Source organism: Actinoplanes sp. NPDC049681 (assembly GCF_044465265.1).
Taxonomy (GTDB): Bacteria; Actinomycetota; Actinomycetes; order Mycobacteriales; family Micromonosporaceae; genus Actinoplanes.
The window spans coordinates 45,060-63,657 of record NZ_JBITLP010000012.1; the positions used below are offsets into that span (position 1 = coordinate 45,060).

Annotated in this window: 16 protein-coding genes; 11 read left to right on the plus strand and 5 right to left on the minus strand. The window is 68.1% G+C overall.

The genetic code is table 11. The features are described 5' to 3' along the window. Both ACIBO8_RS35810 and ACIBO8_RS35815 read right to left on the minus strand, forming a co-directional pair. Positions 1-1,296 carry a glycosyltransferase gene (locus ACIBO8_RS35810; RefSeq protein ID WP_396119963.1) on the minus strand — a complete coding sequence of 432 codons (1,296 nt, stop codon included), beginning with the start codon at positions 1,294-1,296 and terminating at the stop codon, positions 1-3. Then, entirely contained in the window at positions 1,289-2,269 is a 981-nt protein-coding gene (locus ACIBO8_RS35815; protein ID WP_396119964.1) for an NAD-dependent epimerase/dehydratase family protein, read from the minus strand. The genes ACIBO8_RS35810 and ACIBO8_RS35815 overlap by 8 nt, the downstream gene beginning before the upstream one ends. A gap of 474 nt (positions 2,270-2,743) precedes the next feature. Here ACIBO8_RS35815 and ACIBO8_RS35820 point away from each other — a divergent pair, with 474 nt between their 5' ends. From ACIBO8_RS35820 to ACIBO8_RS35830, 3 genes are all read left to right on the plus strand, one after another. Then, a complete protein-coding gene (locus tag ACIBO8_RS35820; RefSeq protein WP_396119965.1) occupies positions 2,744-4,654 on the plus strand; it encodes a DUF4012 domain-containing protein in 1,911 nt (636 codons plus the stop codon). Between the two features lie 384 nt (positions 4,655-5,038). Beyond that, positions 5,039-6,877, plus strand: a complete 1,839-nt coding sequence (locus ACIBO8_RS35825; RefSeq protein WP_396119966.1) for a polysaccharide biosynthesis protein — start codon at positions 5,039-5,041, stop codon at positions 6,875-6,877. An 87-nt stretch (positions 6,878-6,964) separates the two neighbouring features. Continuing rightward, positions 6,965-8,254: a nucleotide sugar dehydrogenase gene (locus ACIBO8_RS35830; protein ID WP_396119967.1), complete on the plus strand. Its 1,290-nt coding sequence runs from the start codon at positions 6,965-6,967 to the stop codon at positions 8,252-8,254. Positions 8,255-8,272: 18 nt separating this feature from the next. Here the strand turns inward: ACIBO8_RS35830 and ACIBO8_RS35835 are convergent, their stop codons facing one another. Together ACIBO8_RS35835 and ACIBO8_RS35840 are read right to left on the minus strand one after the other, a co-directional pair. Beyond that, positions 8,273-8,821, minus strand: coding sequence for a VanZ family protein (locus tag ACIBO8_RS35835; RefSeq protein ID WP_396119968.1), 549 nt, complete (start codon positions 8,819-8,821; stop codon positions 8,273-8,275). A gap of 33 nt (positions 8,822-8,854) precedes the next feature. Further along, on the minus strand, positions 8,855-9,184 hold the full coding sequence (locus ACIBO8_RS35840; protein WP_396119969.1) for a hypothetical protein: 330 nt from the start codon (positions 9,182-9,184) through the stop codon (positions 8,855-8,857). A gap of 149 nt (positions 9,185-9,333) precedes the next feature. Here ACIBO8_RS35840 and ACIBO8_RS35845 point away from each other — a divergent pair, with 149 nt between their 5' ends. Next, complete coding sequence (locus ACIBO8_RS35845) at positions 9,334-9,987, plus strand: hypothetical protein (protein WP_396119970.1); 654 nt, start codon at positions 9,334-9,336, stop codon at positions 9,985-9,987. An 18-nt stretch (positions 9,988-10,005) separates the two neighbouring features. Here the strand turns inward: ACIBO8_RS35845 and ACIBO8_RS35850 are convergent, their stop codons facing one another. Further along, positions 10,006-10,440, minus strand: a complete 435-nt coding sequence (locus ACIBO8_RS35850; RefSeq protein ID WP_396119971.1) for a hypothetical protein — start codon at positions 10,438-10,440, stop codon at positions 10,006-10,008. An 80-nt stretch (positions 10,441-10,520) separates the two neighbouring features. On the opposite strand from ACIBO8_RS35850, the gene ACIBO8_RS35855 reads away from it, so the two are divergent. From ACIBO8_RS35855 to ACIBO8_RS35885, 7 genes are all read left to right on the plus strand, one after another. After that, entirely contained in the window at positions 10,521-10,853 is a 333-nt protein-coding gene (locus ACIBO8_RS35855) for a hypothetical protein (RefSeq protein WP_396119972.1), read from the plus strand. Further along, positions 10,850-11,269, plus strand: coding sequence for a MerR family transcriptional regulator (locus ACIBO8_RS35860; protein ID WP_396119973.1), 420 nt, complete (start codon positions 10,850-10,852; stop codon positions 11,267-11,269). The genes ACIBO8_RS35855 and ACIBO8_RS35860 overlap by 4 nt, the downstream gene beginning before the upstream one ends. Positions 11,270-11,491: 222 nt before the next feature. After that, positions 11,492-11,917 carry a response regulator gene (locus ACIBO8_RS35865; protein ID WP_396119974.1) on the plus strand — a complete coding sequence of 142 codons (426 nt, stop codon included), beginning with the start codon at positions 11,492-11,494 and terminating at the stop codon, positions 11,915-11,917. Next, positions 11,914-13,920, plus strand: a complete 2,007-nt coding sequence (locus ACIBO8_RS35870; protein ID WP_396119975.1) for an ATP-binding protein — start codon at positions 11,914-11,916, stop codon at positions 13,918-13,920. Before ACIBO8_RS35865 ends, ACIBO8_RS35870 begins: the two co-directional genes overlap by 4 nt. Positions 13,921-13,971: 51 nt before the next feature. Then, the gene (locus ACIBO8_RS35875; protein WP_396119977.1) at positions 13,972-14,481 is read left to right on the plus strand and encodes an FBP domain-containing protein; all 510 of its coding nucleotides are present in this window, start codon (positions 13,972-13,974) and stop codon (positions 14,479-14,481) included. Between the two features lie 220 nt (positions 14,482-14,701). Continuing rightward, entirely contained in the window at positions 14,702-17,227 is a 2,526-nt protein-coding gene (locus ACIBO8_RS35880; protein ID WP_396119978.1) for an ATP-binding protein, read from the plus strand. Positions 17,228-17,287: 60 nt separating this feature from the next. Further along, complete coding sequence (locus tag ACIBO8_RS35885; RefSeq protein WP_396119979.1) at positions 17,288-18,598, plus strand: hypothetical protein; 1,311 nt, start codon at positions 17,288-17,290, stop codon at positions 18,596-18,598.

Below are 18,598 nucleotides of genomic sequence, written 5' to 3' on the forward strand. Positions count from 1 at the left end.
TCACCTCATCTTTTCGCTGATCGTCCCCGTAGAGTCGCCGTTGCTATTCAGATCCTCGCAACGTTTGGACTGAACTTGGGAAGCTTGCTTCTCGACTACGTCGGCTACGGCGCCCGCGTTCCGCATGCGATCAAATTTTTTCTCGGCAAGCCTCCTCGCGTGTTCGCCGCGTCGGCCCAGTCGGTCTAGCTTGAACTCGCGATATGCGACGTCAAGTGCGTTTAGCAACGGTTCAGATTTGCCGCGGGGTACCACCCACCCGGAGTCCGATGTAACAGTCTCTGGAAGTCCGCCGGCATCGGACACAATGCTCGGAAGGCTCATGGAGCTCGCCTCGAGGGCAGCTCCGTGCCCTTCCGAGAGTGACGGGCTGACGCTGACATCCGCGGCGACGTAGTACTTGCGCACGTCGTCAACCGACTCCAGCCAAAGTACGTTAGGCGACGAGTTCAGCTCGAAGTTCCGAATCAACTCTTCGCGGTAACGCTCGCCCCCGGCACCGTGCCCTCCGCCGACCAGCAGCAAGTGGGTGTTGGGGTGGGAATCGGAGAACCTTCTCCACGCCTCAAGAATAAGGTGATGCCCCTTGATGCCGACACCTTTATGGACCAGGCCCTTCGGCCCGTATACGAATGCAACCATGATCGCGACAAAGGCATCCCGTGAGATTCCTAATTGGTCCCGGACTTCGGCGCGCAGGGCAGATGCATGATCGGCGGTCGCGACTTGCCCCATCGAAGGATTGGCCGCCTTGGCGACCTCGTCCCGTGAATAATGGCGGGTGTCGACTCCGTAGCTGATGACAGGTGAGCGCTCGGATGGGTAGCCGAGTGCGACATACCTGTCGCGGGCATTAGCGCATCCGTTGATGATCACGTGGTCCACGCGGCTGGCTGACCGTTCGACGGCTCTAACCAAGGCGGATTCCAGGAAAAGTGGGCCAGCGACCATTTGTACTCGGCGAAGCGCGAGCCCGAGGGTAGAAATCCGAGCTGCGAGAGTTGACGCATACAAGTGCGACAAGACGACGTCGGTTCCGTTTCGTCGGATTTCCCTGCGGAGGCGATACAACCCTCGGATGGTCCCAAAGTTCGGGCGAAAACGGAAGTCAGTGGGCGACTCGACCGTCTCGATGCGGTGTCTTTCTAGCGTCTTTCCCAGCTCACCCTTTCGCCCGAGGGGCAGGATGACGCGCACCTTGTTGCCGCGCCGAAGAAGCTCTTCCGCCTGTTCAAGGATCCACTTGCCGCCCGTGCTGGTCTTGATCAGGATGTCAACCCTGTAGGCCTCAGGCATGGCCACCGTTTCCGCCGCTCGCCGCAAGTCCTGCGGCTTCGACGTTGAGGTGCTCCTGGTACCACTTGAGCGTGAGCTCCAGACCGTCCTCGAACGGGACCGGATCACAGTCCGGGAAGAGGTCGAGCAATACACGACTCGCTGCTTGAGAGTCCCTGACGTCGCCTTGCCGTGTGGGCTCGAACGACACGTCGAGAGTACGGTCGAGCAAAACCTCTAGGCGGTCCTTGATCTCCAAGAGGGAGATCCGGCTGCCGAAGGCCAGGTTGACAGGAGTGGCGGCGCTCACTCTGCGTGTTGCCGCGTCCGCCAGTACCTTCACTACGGAACCGACGTAGGTGAAGTCACGTGTCTGGGTCCCGTCGCCGTGGATGCGCAGGGGCGATCCGCTGAGGGCGGCGTGGATGAATGCCGGGATTACGGCGGCATATGCGTGGCCAGAGGACTGCAGCGGACCATAGACGTTGAAGAAGCGGAACACGAGCGCACTCAGACCGAACGAGTTCCCGTACGCCAGAGCGTAGGACTCCCCGGCCAGCTTGCTGGCGGCGTACGGGCTCTGGGGCCGAGTTGGGAGATCTTCACGCCGAGGAAGTTCAGGAACGGAGCCGTACACCGACGACGACGAAGCCACGACGATGGAGGCCCCGGCCCGGCGGCATTCTTCCAGCACGTACAACGTGCCAGTGGCGTTGGCCTCGTGACTAGCGATCGGATCGGCGATCGACCTTGGGACAGAGGGTCGAGCAGCCAGGTGGATTACTGTGTCGGCGCCGGCGATGACTTCTTGCAGTAACGGTCGGTCCAGCATGCTGCCGTTGACGAACTCGACATCAACTCCCCTCAGGTTCTCCTCGTAACCGGTGCTGAGGTTGTCGAGAACGATGACCTCGTCGATTGCTGGCCGCATGATCAGTTCTCGACAAAGGTTAGCTCCGATGAATCCGGCTCCGCCTGTAACAACAACTCTCACTACACCGCTCCTTGGTGGATGCCCCGCCTATGGCTTCGGCTGCCGCAGGTGATCACGACGTCGTCCTCGCAGGTTTCCCGCGAACCCTGACTGACCTTCGGGGGCTCAAATGCGTAGGGTCCTCAACTTCATGACCCGATCGTCTGGGGGCACGCGCTCGGGATCGGGCTGGCCGCCCGTATCGCCCGACCCCTGCGAGCATCGTTGAAAGACGATCGATTCACCCGGGACCAACGACGGGTCACCGCGGGGGTATCGGACTCGGCACGAAGGATTCGGGCGTCTTCAGTGAGGGTCCGAAATTCACTACAAGGGGGTAAGCCGAACACCCGTCGGTCCGCTGTTCCGTTAGTCAGGGTTGGCCGAAGTTTGGACACACCGGGCAATGATCACTTGCGCGTAGCTGTATCGGCTCGTTATCCAGTCAGCGGTCGCCTGCTGCCGCTTAACCTTCGTCTCTAGGGATCTTTCAGCGTGCCGAACGAAGATCAGCCATCGCCTCCGAGCGGACCGGATCGGTACTCCTTCACACCGCCAACTGAGGCGGAGCCGCACATCGAGTTCAAGAAGGTGCGTCGTGCGTCCGAGGGCGCAACCGCGCCGAGCGTCAAAAAGCGACGTGCGGGCCGCCGCAAGGCGATCATGCTGGTTGCGGCCGGCCTCGTCGCCGGACTCGTCCTTGGCACCGGCTGGGTCGGTATGCAGGGATGGCGTGCGAAGGGCCATCTGCAGACCGCAGCCGGCCTGTTCGTCCAGCTGCAGCAGCAGATCCGGGCGGGGGAGGTGGGCGCTGCTCAAGGCACGCTGTCCGCGCTGCAGCAGGAAACGAGGGCCGCGCGCGGCGAAACCGACGGTGTCGGCTGGTCGATCGCTTCCAAGACCCCGCTGTTCGGGGACGACCTCGCGGCTGTCCGTACGGTGGCGAAGGTCTTGGACGACCTCGCCGTCGATGGGCTGCCGTCGCTGCTCGATGTGGCGGCTGGCCTGGACCCTAAGTCGCTGGCGCCCCGCGACGGACGCGTCGATCTGTCTTCGCTGACAGCCGCAGCTCCTCGTATTGCGGCAGGGCTAGCGGTCATCAGGCGAGCTCGCGTCGAGGTTGGAACCATCGACCCGGACGGACTGATGGATCAAGTCAGTGCGGCCGTATCGCAGCTGGCTGACGGCCTTGGCAAGGCGGACCAGCTCGTCTCCACGGCGGATCGTGCCGCTCGCCTGCTTCCGCGCATGCTGGGTGCGCAGGGGCCGCGCAACTATCTCGTCCTGTTCCAGAACAACGCCGAGATCCGTGCTACCGGGGGTATGCCGGGCGCCTACATCGTGGTCCACGCTGACGCCGGTGCCGTCACGATCACTGACCAGGGAACGGCTGCCAGCGACATTGCCACGTTCGACCCGCCGGTGCAGGAACTTGAGCCCGATCAGGTGGCGCTCTACACCGACCGGCCAGCGGTCTTCCCAGCGGACGTGAATCTGACGCCCGACTTTCCGACTGCAGCCGGTCTCATGCGGGCGATGTATCGCAAGCGGTCTGGCGTCACGGTCGACGGCGTCATGGCTACTGACCCGATAGCCCTGTCGTACGTGCTGAAGGCAACTGGTGCACTGAAGATGCCCGAGGGCGAGCCGCTCACTGCGGACAACGCCGTGAGGGTCCTGCTCTCCGAGGCGTACGCGAAGTATCCCAATCCGGAAGATCAGGATGCGTACTTCGCCAAGGCTGCGCGGGCAACCTTTGAGGCCCTGATCAAGGGTCAAGGCGATGCCAAGAACATGGTGACGCAGCTAGCCCGCGCTGCCGGCGAGCGCCGCCTGCTTATGTGGACGGCTGACGAAGCCGAGGAGGCCGCTCTGGCTGGCACCGTGCTCGAGGGTCGCCTGCCTAGCGACGAGGCGAGCCGGCCGACGGTTGGAGTGTTCCTGAACGACGGCACCGGCGCGAAGCTGGACTACTACCTTTCACACGCGGCTGAGCTGACGGTAGGCGACTGCGACGACGAGGGCGGCCGGGAGTTCCACCTCAAGTTGACGCTCGGGTCGACTGCGCCGACGGCGAATCTTCCCGATTACGTAACTGGGCTTGCTCTTACGGGGGACAAGTACACCTCCCGGACGAATGTCATGATCTTCAGCCCCACCGGCGGTGGTGTCGTGGATGCGACATTGGACGGCAAGGAAGTACAGTTCGGCACCGGCCTGGAGCGGGACCGGGCGGTTGCTGTGCTGACGGTCGATCTTCCACCGGGAGCGAGCAAGACGTACGACGTCACCATTCAGCCAGGGGCGTCGCCGGAGGACGGCGACACGGTGTATCCCCAGCTCTGGACCACGCCAGGTGTCCGGCCATGGCAGTCGTCCGTCCAGCCGGGAGCACCCTGCGCCTAGCATGAAAGAGCGCCAGGAAATGCCTCGCCGCGTTTGTGCGACGGGGCATTTTCACATTCACGCCAAAGGACTAATACGTACGTCCACGCAGAAGGATCTCTCGTCATCGGATTCCTCCGGAACGTCTGGGGTATCCGCCGTACGGCTAGCGTGTCCCGGCCGATCTGCGCATGTATGTGAGTCGCCGAAACGCGTTGTCCCTATCAGACTGGTCGCCTTGCGCCGTCCATCGAAACGCCGCTATACCGCATTCATGTTCGTCCGCGGTGCGGAGCTCCGTCGAAAAGTCGAAAACTTCTCTGAAGAGGCCGTATGTCATTCGCAGCGCGGATTCGACAGTCCGAAACCCCAGCTCCTCGTACTCGCGTCGTCGGCCCCTGGCTGGTGGACGCTGGTGCCTGGGCGCTCGGCCTTGTGGGGGCGGTTGCCGCTCGTTACGACGGCGACGTCGCGGCGGCGCCGCTGACCGCCACCGCTGCCGCGGTGGCCGTCGCCGTGGTCCTGCACACGGTGATCGGGCACCAGCAGTTCCTCTACCGCGGCCGCTACGGCTTCGGCACCTTCGAGGAGGCCCGGGCCGTCTTCACGACCGCCCTCGCGGTCGTCCTGATCCTGTTCGCGATCGACCTGGCCGTGCCGCAGCGCCCGCTGCCCCTGAGCGCCTCCCTGGTCGGCGGCCCGATGGCGCTGGTCGTCATGTCGGCCGTGCGGTACGTACGCCGCCTGCAGCACGAGCGCCGCCTGCGCCCCGACGCCCAGCAGGCCACTCCGGTCCTACTCTTCGGCGCCGGCACCGCGGGCCAGCGCCTGCTCCGCTCCCTCATGCAGGACCCCCACAGCCAGTACGTACCCGTAGGCCTGATCGACGACGACCCGGGCAAGCGCCACCTGCGGGTGAACGGCATCGCCGTCAAGGGCAACCGCAACGACATCCCCGCCGCCCTGACCGCCACCGGCGCCAAGACCGTCATCTTCGCGGTGGCCAACGTGGACGCCGCGATCATCCGTGACATCCGCCGCCGCACGCTCGATGCCGGGGCGACCTTCAAGGTCGTGCCGTCCTTCACCGAGCTGCTCGACGGCAAGGTCAGCGCCGCTGACGTGCGGGATGTCAACATCGCCGACCTGCTCGGGCGGCACCAGGTCGACACCGACCTCGACGCGATCGCCGGATACCTCAAGGGCAAGCGGGTGCTGGTCACCGGTGCGGGGGGCTCGATCGGGTCCGAGCTGTGCCGGCAGCTGCACCGGTTCCAGCCCGCCGAGCTGATGATGCTCGACCGGGACGAGTCCGCGCTGCACGCCGTACAGCTGTCTATTCACGGCCGGGCGCTGCTCGACAGCCCGGAGCTGATCCTGGCCGATCTTCGGGATGCCGACGGGATCTCGGCGATTTTCGCCGAGCGGCGGCCGCAGGTTGTTTTCCATGCGGCCGCGCTGAAGCATCTTTCGCTGCTGGAGAACCACCCGGGTGAGGCGGTCAAGAGCAACGTCTGGGGTACGCAGACCGTTCTCGACGCGGCCGCCGCGGTCGGGGTCGAGCGGTTCGTGAACATCTCCACCGACAAGGCCGCGAATCCGAGCAGCGTGCTCGGGTTCTCGAAGCGGATCACCGAACGGCTCACCGCTCACGCCGCCACCACCGGGGACGGGACGTACCTCAGCGTTCGGTTCGGGAATGTGCTGGGCAGTCGCGGGTCGGTGCTGACCGCGTTCGCGGCGCAGATCGCCGCCGGGGGGCCGGTCACCGTCACCGATCCGGAGGTGACGCGGTATTTCATGACCGTTCAGGAGGCTGTGCAGCTGGTCATCCAGGCCGCCGCGATCGGGCGGGACGGTGAGGCGCTGGTGCTCGAGATGGGCCGGCCCGTGCAGATCGCCCAGGTGGCGCGGCAGATGGCCGAGCAGGCCGACACCCCGGTCGAGATCGTGTTCACCGGGCTTCGGCCCGGCGAGAAGCTGCACGAGGAGCTGTTCGGTGCGGGGGAGCAGGACGTGCGTCCGCTTCACCCGCTGATCTCGCACGTCGAGGTTCCGGCGCTCGATCCGTACGAGGTGCAGGCGCTCGCCCCTTATGACGAGCCGGAGCGGATCACCAAGCAGCTTTCGGTCCTGTGCGAGGCGCGGGAACAGGTGTCCGTCGGTGCCGCGCATATCGCGCGGCAGGGCGGTCCTGTTGATCTGCGCGAGACGGCCGTGCTGCGCCTCCCGCACGGCATCTGACCACTCCTACTGACATCGGAGAAGGACATCTTGTTTTCCTCGCAGACCGTCGACCACGTGGCGCCGGCGAGATTGTCGCGTCTGGGAATGCCGATCCAGCGGCCCGCCCGGGACAGCCCGTTCCGGTACGACGTCGCGGTCGTCGGCCTCGGATACGTCGGGCTTCCCACGGCGCTGGCCTTGCAGGCTGCCGGGCAGCGGGTGGTCGGTATGGAGATCAGCGCCGAGCGGGTCGACGCGATCCGCGAGGGGTCGGTCGACCTGCTGTCGTCGGACCGTTCGCGGCTCTTCGAGGCCCTCGAGGCCGGGGACGCCTTCCGCCTGACGACGGACCCGGCGGAGAGCGCGACGGCGCGGGTGGTGCTCATCTGCGTGCCGACGCCGATCGACCACCACCTGGCGCCGGACCTCGACGCGCTGCGCGCCGCCTGCCGCAGCGTCGTCGAGCAGGCCGTTCCCGGCCAGACTCTGGTGCTCACCTCCACCACGTACGTCGGCTGCACCCGCGACTTCCTTGTGGAGCCGCTGCGCGAGCGGGGCCTCGAGGCGGGCAAGGACGTCTTCGTGGCGTTCGCGCCGGAGCGCATCGACCCGGGCAACGAGCGGCACGTGCAGAAGCAGGTGCCGCGGGTCGTGGGCGGGGTGACGGCGGAGTGCGTGCGGCGTACGACCGAGCTGCTCGAGGGTTGCGCCAGCTACGTGCACCCGGTCAGCAGCGTCGAGGCCGCCGAGATGACCAAGCTGTACGAGAACACCTTCCGGGCCGTCAACATCTCGATGGCCAACGAGTTCGCCGACATCAGCCGCGGCATGGGACTCGACATCACCGAGGTCATCGACGCGGCGGCGACCAAGCCGTACGGATTCATGCCGTTCTACCCGGGCCCCGGCGTCGGCGGGCACTGCATTCCCTGCGACCCGCATTACCTGCTCTGGCAGCTGCGCGGCGACCGCATCAGCTCCCCGCTTATCGAGACCGCCATGACCCAGGTGGCGGCCCGGCCGGGGCGGGTCGTGCAGCGCCTGGTCGAGGTGCTGGCCGGCACGGGCAAGGCGCTCGGGAACGCGAAGATCCTGGTGGTCGGCGTGGCCTACAAGCCGGGCGTGGCCGACGTACGGGAATCTCCCGCTCTGGAGATCATCGACCGGATGCGTGAGGCCGGCGCGTCGGTCTCCTTCACCGACGACCTCGTCGGATCCATCCTGGTCCGGGGTGGTCGAATGCATTCGGTACGGGCGACCGACGCGTCCGAGTGGGACGCCGTGCTGGTGCACACGCTGCACCCGGGCGTCGACCACAGCTGGCTCGCGGGCACGCCCGTACTGCTGGACGCGACCTACCGGCTCACCGACCTCGGGCATCGCACGGTGCTCTGAGCGTTCGACGAGCGGCGGTCATCGGGTACGGCGTACCGATGGCCGCCGCTCCGTCTGCGCGAGCAGCACGAGCGACACGGCCGCCGCGCCCAGGAACGCCCCGAGGGTGTTGTTGCGGATGTCGGTGATCGAGCCCGCCCGGCCGGGAATGACGTACTGCACCGTCTCGATGACCAGCACCATGACGAAGCCGCAGACGGTGGCGCGGGCCGTGCTGCGCCAGAGCAGCCGGCCGAAGATGCCGAGCGGCACGTAGAGGGCGATGTTCGCGATCTGCTCGGCGTCGGAGGGTGCGGCGGTCAGCTTCGCCCAGATCACGCGCGGCTGGTCCAGCTCGGTGAGGAAGTGCGGCGGGATGGCCGAGTACGAGGCCGGATCGGTGTAGCTCGGCGTCGCCGTCAGCGCGATGATCATCCCGGCCGACACGAGGAACAGCGCGGCGACCGCCCGGCGCCCGGTGTCCCGGCCGGCCAGGCGGCTGAGGGGCCAGGCCAGCACGAGGAACACCGCGAAGACGATCTGGGGAACGGGATTACCGACGAAGGTAGCGAGACTGTGAGCCGTCATCGCTATGCACGATAGGTCACGTACTGTGTGCGGTCAGTCCTGACCGGGCACCTTGGCCCGTGCCACCCGGTCGGGTCCCAGCCGGTACGTCGCCAGCTTGAGCAGCTCCGGCGGCAGGTGGTGGCGGCCGGTGTCGGAGAGATCGTTCCAGCCCGTCTTGCCGGCGAGGCCGTCGAGCCACAGCCGATGAGCCTGCTCGAGCGCGGCCGCGTCCGGCCGGGGCGTGCGGGGGGAGAGGCGTACGGGCCTGCGGAAAGCGGTGCCACGGGCCCGTCCGCGCAGGTAGACCGCCGCCGCGATGACACCCATCGTTGCGAAGGCCGACCACGAAGCGATGATGATCGTCGTCAAGGAGAGGTTCACACTTCGACGCTAATAAACCCAAACGCGAGCGACACCGGCGATCTAACCGCTACGGGGTAGTCACGTCGGCTGATTTTCTCGCCCGTCTGCCGGACCGCTCCCACCGACCGGCGACCCGATCCCTTCCGCTACCCACGTACGGTCAGGTCATGATCGTTGATGTCGGGGGCTCGTCGCCGGCCATAAGACGGCGATCCGCCGTCTTATGGATCGTGGGCGTCGCCGTGTTGTGGCTGCTCTTCGCCGCCGAGCGGTTGCTCGCCTACCGGGTCGCCGGGTTCGGCCCTGCGGTGCTGGTGCTGCACGCGCTGGGCTGGGTGACGGCGACCGTCGTCACGGTGTTCTGCGTGGTGACCTCCTGGCGACGATCCAGGCGTTCCCTGGCGGCGGCGGCCGCCGCGCTCGGCCTGCTGAGCGCGGGAGCGATCACCGTCGTCGACTGGAGCTCGCTGCACGCGCGCAGCTTCTATCGCGAGAACCGGCAGGACTTCGCGACGCTGGTCGAGCAGGCACGCCAGGGCCGGCACAACACCGATGCGGCCGGTGGGTCACAGCTCTCCGACGAGCTGGCGCATCTGTCGAGCAATGGGCTGGTGGGTGCGACGGGCACCCCGGAGAAGTCCGTGCTCTTCGTCCCCGCTAACGCGGCCAGGGGCGACATTCACCGAAACGGCGCCGGGAAGGTTCACGGCTGTGCCATCGGCTTTCTGAACCCGGAAGTGGGCATGCCCTCCTCCGTAGCCACCTACGAGGTGTGCTCGGGTCGGACGGCGTTGGGCGACGGCTGGTACTGGGCCGACTGACCCCGAACCGGTTGGTCATCAGCTCGATTGCCGGAGGGCCTCCAGCTGGCCGGCGATGCGGTCCGCGGGCGTGTCGGTACCGCCGGAGAAGCTGTACGACGACACCGGCTGTGCTTTCACCTTCCGGTCCGAGGTCAGCACGATGACCGGGGTGCGGACCCCGAAGGTCCGGGCGTCGACCCCGCTCTCGGCGGCGACGTTGGTCCGGATGTCGGCCCAGCGGATCGCCTGGTTGAACAGGGGGCCGTAGAGCTTGAGGCAGGCGTCGCTCGCAACGATGCGCATCCGCGCGCAGCGGAGGGCCACGACCGAGAAGGCGAGCGCCACGCCCCCGAGAGCCAGCCGCGCGCCGGCGGACGCCGAGGGAGGGGCGGCGCCGGTGGCGAAGAACCCGGCGCCGAGCAAGAAGGCGATGGCGAGGATCGCGGCTCTGGGCGGGGTCCGAAAGATCATGGCCGCCACACCCTAGCGTGACTTGCATCCGGTACCCAGGTACAGGCTTAGGGTCGTACGGACGACGAGGGAGGCCGACCATGTCCTACGCGGTTCCGGATGCCTGTACTTTGCCCACCGCCGAGCAGCCCTTCAGGGTGCGTGAGTTCGAAACGCTCTTCACCTCCGTACGGGAGATCGAGAAGCTCGGCCCGACCCGCACCCGACTGCGGCTGACCGGTGAGCCCGACCTGGCCGAGACAGCGCGGGACCTGACCGCCCGCGAAACCGAATGCTGCAGCTTCTTCACCTTCACGGTGACCGAGGACGGCCGTGAGGCGATCACCCTGGACATCGAGGTGCCGCCGCAGCACGGTGACGTGCTCGCCGCCCTGACACAGATGGCTCGCGACGCCGCCGGGGGTGCGGCGTGACGGACGGGCTGCGGACCGGTGAGGTCGCCGAGCAGGCCGGGGTCAATGTGCAGACCTTGCGCTATTACGAGCGGCGCGGGCTGCTGGCCGAGCCGGTGCGCTCGATCGGCGGGCATCGGATGTATCCGCCCGACACCGTGGCCCTGCTCCGGGTGATCAAGGCGGCGCAGCGGCTCGGGTTCACGTTGGACGAGGTGGCCGAGTTGCTGGATGCCGGGCGGCGGCGGCATCCGGCTCCGGGCTTGCGGGAGCGGGCGGTGGACAAGATCGCCGAGATCGATCGGCGGATGGCGGATCTCGCCGCCATGCGGGCCGCGCTGGTCGAGGTCGTCGATGCCCGGTGCGACAGTCTGACGAATTGCACGTGTGCCGATTGTCCCGTGCCGTTCCTGACGATCGGCGCGGCCGGACGTTGAGCGGACCGGCGGCATCGCAGGTCGGGGAACGACGGGGTCGGGGAGATCTTTGCACTGCCCGAAAGGATGAGTTTCGGAAAAGGGCAGCAGGGCACAGCGCGGGCGATTCATCGGACTTCACATGCCCGGGGTGTGAAATCGCGAAGAATGCCGCCCGCCGACCCGTGGTGAAGACGACGATGGTCATAACTGACCAGCGCTCGTAGCCTGCCGGAGCACCTGATGACAACCTTGCTCATCGCCGAAGACGTCGATGACATCGCCATGATCCTGCAGCGGGTGTTCACCCGTGCCGGGATGGAGGTCATGCGGGCGCCGGACGGGGCGGTGGCGCTCGAGATGGCGGTCGAGCATCGTCCGGACGTGATCCTGACCGACCTGGGGATGCCCCGGATGGACGGGTGGGAGTTGATCCGGGCGGTTCGCGGCGATGCCGCCCTGGTCGACACGCCGATCGCCATCCTGACCGGTCAGCTCCAGCCCGGTGACGGGCGAGTGGGGGAGTCGGGAGCGTGTGCGCTCCTGCTCAAGCCGTGTCCTAACGACGAGCTGATCTCCGTGGTGCGCGCGCTTGCGGACGGCGGGCCGCACGGTCATACGTTTACGGCAGCCGGGTGTGTGGCGACGCATCAAGCCGTGAGAACGTGACCGCGATTGCCGGTCTGGACAGCGTTTCGCTGATCGAAAGCATTCCGCAAGCCGTCGTCGTCGTCGACCCGCAGGGCACTGTCGTCGGATTCAACAGCGCCGCCGAGGAGCTGCTGGGCTTCACCCGCGGCGAGGTGTGCGGCCGGCTGCTCGACCACTGCCTCGAGCCGTACTACGACAACGGGCCGGTCGGTGACGCGCTCGGCCGGTTGTTCGCCGCGGCCCCCGTTCGTCCGGTGCGCCGGCAGATGAGCCTGCGGCACCGGGACGGCCGGCGGCTGAGCACCGAGCTGGCGCTCAGCGTCGTACCCGGGGTGGCCGGACCGCTGGCCTGCGTCTTTATCACCGACCTGACGCATCACGAGGCTGCCGAGGAACGCGCGGACGACAGTGCCGGCTTCCTCGCCGCGTTGCTGGACAGCTTGTCCGTGGGTGTGCTCGCCTGCGATGCGGACGGCGAGCTCGTCGTCATGAACCGCGCCATGCGGGGATTCCACGGGCTGCCGGAGGACGGCGAGGTCCCCGCCGTGCTCAGCCGCACCGTGTACGACACCGACCACCGGCTCCTGGCCGATGAGGAGACCCCGCTGGCGCGGGCGTGCGCGGGTGAGTTCGTCCGGGACACCGACATCATCATCGAGGTGCCCGGCCACCGCGAGCGGATGTTCACCGTCACCGGGCAGCCGATCGTCGGCCGCGACGGCGCCCGGCGGGGTGCCGTGGTCGTGTCGCACGAGGTGACCGCTCGGCGCCGGGTCGAAGGGTTCCGGGCCTGTCACCTGGAGGTCGAGCGCGCGCTCACGTCCGCGCCATCGGTCCCCGAGGCGACGCCCCGGGTTCTGCAGGCGGTGGTGAGTACGTTGGGCTGGTCGGCGGCGGAGCTCTTCCTCGTGGAGGAGACCACCGGCGAACTGCGCTCCGTCGGGCACTGGAACGCCTCGCCGGACGAACCGGAGGACTTCTTCGGCCACACCCCGGTCAAGGGCGAGGGCGTCACCGGCCGGGTATGGGAGACCGGCCGGCCGGGCTGGATTCCCGAGATCGCCGAGGCCGTCAATCTGCGGACCGAGTTCGAGCGGAATCGGGTCGAGATCTGCCTGCGCCACGGCATCCATTGCGTGCTCGCGGTGCCGGTCAGTGACGGGAGTTCGCTGCTGGGCGTCCTGACCTGCTACGCCGGTGCGGCCGAGGACGACAAGGATCTGCTCACCGTGCTGCTGGACGGGATCGCCGCGCAGATCGGGATCTTCGTCGCCCTGCGGCGGGCGGAGGAACTCGGCCGGCAGCTGGCGCGCGCCCAGGACGACTTCATCTCCCTGGTCGGTCACGAGCTGCGGACGCCGCTGACGGCGATCACCGCCAACGTGCATCTGCTCGCCGAGGATCTCGAGCCGGACGGCGCGGACACCCGCCCTCTGCTGGAGTCGGTCGCGCGCAACGCCGGCGAGCTGCAGAAGATCGTCACCACTCTGCTCGATCTCGCCGGCCTGGACTCGGGTCACCTTCCCCTGACCGTGGCGACGGTCGACCTCGCCCGGATCGTGGCCGACGCCGTGGCGGCGACCGCTCGCCGTGCGGCGGAGCACCGCATCCGTCTGCACACGCCCGAGTCGCCGGACGCCGTGCTCGTCGAGGGGGACGCCGAACGCCTGCGGCAGGTACTGGACGACCTGCTGTCCAATGCGGTCATTTACAGTCCGGATGGTGGCGACGTCGACGTCAGCCTGGAGACGGACGGGCAGATCGCCGAGCTGCGCATCACCGACGACGGCATCGGCACCCCGACCGAGGAGCGCGAGCACGTCTTCGATCGCTTCTACCGGGCGAGCAACGTCCGCCACCACGGCACCCACGGGCACGGCCTGGGGCTGAGCCTCGCCAGCACCATCGTGCAGCTGCACGGCGGCACGCTGCGGCTCACTGATCACCAGCCCCGCGGGACCACGGTCGTCGTGCGGCTTCCGCACGACCATGATGCGGCCCATACGGTACGGCGGGTCTAGGGCGCGAAATGCGGGTGCCGCACCGGGGCGACCCGGGTTAGCTTCGCGGCCATGGAACCACTTGATGAGAGGACGATCCGGGCCTCCTTCGTGAACTGCAGCAAGGGGGAGGCAAGCCGGGTCAGGATGCCCGTGGGCCTCGCCGACGACGGCGTTCCCTGGGGCGACCTGGACTTCCTCGGCTGGACCGATCCCGGTGCCCCGCAACGGGCTCTGCTGGTCGCCCCCGGCCCCCACGGCCCGGTCGGCGTGGTGCTGCGCCGGCCGGAGGCCCGCAAGGTGACCGCGATGCGGTCGAGCATGTGCCGGGTCTGCCTGACCGATCACGCGTCCTCGGGGGTGGCGCTCTTCGTGGCGCCGCTCGCCGGTGCCGCCGGGCGGCAGGGCAACACGGTCGGCGAGTATCTCTGCGCCGACCTGGCCTGCTCGCTGTATCTGCGGGGCAAGCGCCAGCCGAAGCTGCGCCTGGTCCGCCGGGAGGAGACGCTCTCCCTGGACGAGCGGATCGGCCGCGCGATGAGCAACCTCGACGCTTTCCTCGGCCGGATCGCCGCCGGCTGATGAGCCGGGAAACGGCCGCGAGGCGCGGCACCGGAAACGGCGTGAGAACAGGCCCCGTCGACCGCGAATCTGCGGACGGCGGGGCCCTTTCGGTGGGACGTTCGGTCTGATTTTTACCGTTATCTGAAATTTGCCGGTTCTACGGTTGTACAACCTCTTCAGGGGCGGCATTACCCCGGCGCGTGAGCGCTGAACAGACGACGGGTGGGGTGGGGTTGCCGTGGTAAGCATCGATCGAGCTGTGCTGGCCGATCCGGCCCGGCTGGAGGCCGTGGAACTGTACCGCCGGCTGCTGCCGGTCGCACCGCTGCCGATGGACGCGATCGCCCAGCTGGCCGCCCACCTGCTCGACGCGCCCATGGGCGCCGTGACCCTCGTGGCCGAGGACGAGGAATTCGTCAGCGGACGGTACGGACTGCCGGAGCCGCTGTGCTCCCAACGGAAGCTCGCCATCAAGTACTCGCTGTGCAAGTACGTGGTGTCCGCCGATCACGTCCTCAACGTCCCGGACATGTGCGGCGGCGGCGATCCGGAACTGAGCTCGCACCCGCTGCTCACCGAGTACGGCGTCTGCTCCTTCCTGAGCGTGCCCATCCGCGACCCGCAGGATCAGCTCGTCGGGGCGCTGACGGTGTGCGACACCAAGCCTCGCCACTGGCGCGACGAGCACACCACGCTGCTGCTCGAGGTCGAACAACTGCTGCGGCCGGCCGACGGTACGGCCCCGCCGCGCGCCATGCTCGCCGCCCTCGACAGTGCTGCGCTGCTCGACGGCGTACAGCAGGCGCTCGTCGCGGTGAACGTCCACGGCACCGTCGTGGGCTTCAACCGCGCCGCCGAGCAGCTCCTCGGCTTCACCAAGGACGACATCTGCGACCGGCACTTCGACGAACGCCTCGTTCCCCTCTACAACGGCGAGCCGATCGGCGCCGCGCTGAGCCGGCTGTTCAGCGCGGCACCCGCCCTGCCCGTGCGACGACCGATCAGCCTGCTGCACCGCGACGGGCACCGGGTGAACGTCGACGCCGCGTTCGTGGTGGTGCACGGCGCGGCCGGCGCCCTGGCCTGCGTCTTCATGACCGATCACAGCCGGCAGAAGGCGGCCGAGGAGCGGGCCGACCACAGCGACCACTTCCTCAGCGCCCTGCTGGACAGCCTCTCCGTCGGCGTCCTCGCGTGCGACGCCTCCTCCGAGGTCGTAGTCATGAACCGGGCCCTGCGCGAGATCCACGAACTGCCGGAGGACGCCGAGATCCCCGCCGACTACGCGAGCGCCGTCGAGCGCTTTCTGTACGACAGCGACCATCGGCCGATGCCTTGGGCGGAAACGCCGCTCATGCGCGCCTGCGCCGGCGAAGTCGTACGGGACACCGACATCGTGGTCGACGTGCCGGGCAAGCGCACCCGCACCTTCGCGGTCACGGCGCAGCCCATCACCGGCCGCGACGGCCGCAGCCGCGGGGCCGTGTCGGTCTCCCACGAGGTCACCGCACTGCGGCGGGTCGAGCAGTTCCGGGCCTGCCACCTCAGCGTCGAGCAAGCCTTCAAGGCCGCCGCCACCGTGGCCGAGGCCGCGCCGAACGTGCTGCACGCGGTCGTCACGACGCTCGGCTGGCCGGCGGCCGAGCTGTTCCTCATCGACGACGTGTCCGGCGAGCTGCGGGCGGTCGGCCACTGGAGCGCCGGCGGCCTCGAATCCGGGGACTTCTTCGGTCACACGCCGGTCAAGGGTGCCGGCGTCACCGGCCGGGTGTGGCAGACCGGCAAGCCGGTCTGGGTCCCCGAGATCGCCGACGAGGCGGCCCTGTCCTCGTCGTTCGAGCGGGAGCGGGTCGAGGTCTGCCTGCGCCACGGCATCCACACGGTCATCGCGGTGCCGGTCACCGACGGAGACTCCCTGCTCGGCGTCCTGACCTGCTACGCGGGCGCCGCCGAACACCACGAGGACCTGCTGACCGTGCTGCTCGACGGCGTCGCGGCCCAGATCGGCGTCTTCGTCGCGCTGCGCCGGGCTCAGGAGCTGGCCCGGCAGTTGGCCCGCGCCCAGGACGACTTCATCTCGCTGGTCGGGCACGAGCTGCGTACCCCGCTGACCTCGATCGCCGTCCACGCCGGGGTCCTCGCCTCGGACGGCGACCGCCTCGACGACGACAGCCGCCAGTCGGTCGACGCGATCGCCCGCAACGCCGCCGACCTCCAGGCCATCATCACGACGCTGCTCGAACTCGCCGGCCTCGACTCCGGCCACCTCCCCCTGACCGTCACCGAGGTCGACCTCACCCGGATCGTCGAGGAAGCCGTGGCGGACGCGGCGTCGCACATCGCGGGCCAAGACCTACGCCTGCACGTCGACGCACCGGACCGGGTGTCCATCGAGGGTGACGCCGCCCGCCTCCGCGAGGTGCTGCGCGACCTGCTGTCCAACGCCGTCAAGTACAGCCCGCGCGGTGGGGACATCCGCGTCAGCCTGCAGGCCGACGCCGAGATGGCCGAGCTGCGCATCACCGACGAGGGGATCGGCACGCCCGTCGACGAGCGGGACCAGATCTTCGACCGCTTCTACCGCGGCCGCAACGTACGGCACCAGGGAACACACGGGCACGGGCTGGGGCTGAGCCTGGCGCGCACGATCGTTCAGCTGCACGGCGGCACGATCAAGCTGCTCGACAACGCGCCGACGGGTACGGCCGTGGTCGTCTGCCTGCCGTGTCGCCACGACGCGGACGGCGCCGTGTCGCGCGTCTGACGGGAAGCTGTCACGCCGTTCGTTTGGATCCTTCGATCGGTGCTGGTTTGATCCACGATCGTGGAAGAATCTCGGGTTCCGGGTGCCCGGCGCCCATCGGTCGCTGTTGTCGCCGGGCTGATCGTCGCTGTGCTGGCGCTTGCCGGCGGCGTTGTCGCGTGTCTGACCTCCAGCGAGCCCGCTGCCCTGGCGAAGCCGACGCCGTCCCGGGCAGCTACGCCGTTCGAGCAGGCCGCAGCGGTACTGGACCAGCAGGCCGCAGCACTGATGAAGGGCGATGAGAAGGGCTGGCTCGCCGCTGTCGATCCCGGCCGCCCGACATTGGTGTCGCAGTACCGAAGCATGTTCCGCAACCTGCGCGGGCTGGGAGTGAGCCACGCGGAGTTTCATGCGCGGCCACCCGCTTCAGGCGTGGTCCATGACAAGCCCGGTGTGGTGACCGCCCAGCTGCTGTTCGGTTACTGCTTCGACGAGGCGCCCTGCCCCAGCTGGCGTGCCGGCGTCGGCGACGGGCCGCCGAAGACCACGAGCCAACTCACCTTCAAGCTCGTCGACGGGAAGTACTTGATCAACGCCGCGGTCGATCCGGCGGGAATGAACTTCAACGGCCTCGAGCCGGCGCCGTGGGAGGGTGCGGACCTCGTCCTCGCTCACGGTGAGCGGGTCACTGTCGCCGCGACGCGTTCACAGGCGAAGCACGTCAAGGCAATGGTGGTGGCGGCGGAGAAGGCGGCCGTCGCGGCTGACCGGTTCGCCCGCTACCTCGGCACGCCACAGCGGCGCTACCGGATCTACCTGGCCGATCAGCGGACCTGGAAGAGCTGGTACGGCGGCGATCAGCCGAAGTGGGCGATCGGCTACGAACTCCCGCTGAACTCGACCGGCGCCGACATCGTCTTCCGGACCAGCGAGGTGATGGCCGAACCCGGCGGCCCGCTCTCCATCGTCCAGCACGAGATGGGTCACGTGGTGACGCTGGCCGGACTCACCCACTCGGAAACAAGCGACGACCAGTGGCTGGAGGAGGGCATCGCCGAGTACGTCGGCGAGCGGCCCGGTGCGGCCCGTACCGCCGGTAACCGGAACATCCTCGCTGCCGCATTCCGGCGGGGCAACGCGCCGAGGACGATCGCGCTCCCCCCGCTCGCCGATGACGCTGACGACCGTACGGTCGACCGGCTCTACGCCATGGGCCACTTCGCCACCAAATGCATGGCGGATCAGTACGGCGAGCGCCGGCTCTTCACCTTCGTCGACCGGGTGCTCAGACACGGTGACAAGCCGGACCCGGCCGCCCGCGCCGCCTTCGGCAGGTCCTTCAGCACCGTCGACAGGTCCTGCCTGACCTGGATCGAACGCGAAGTCACCTGA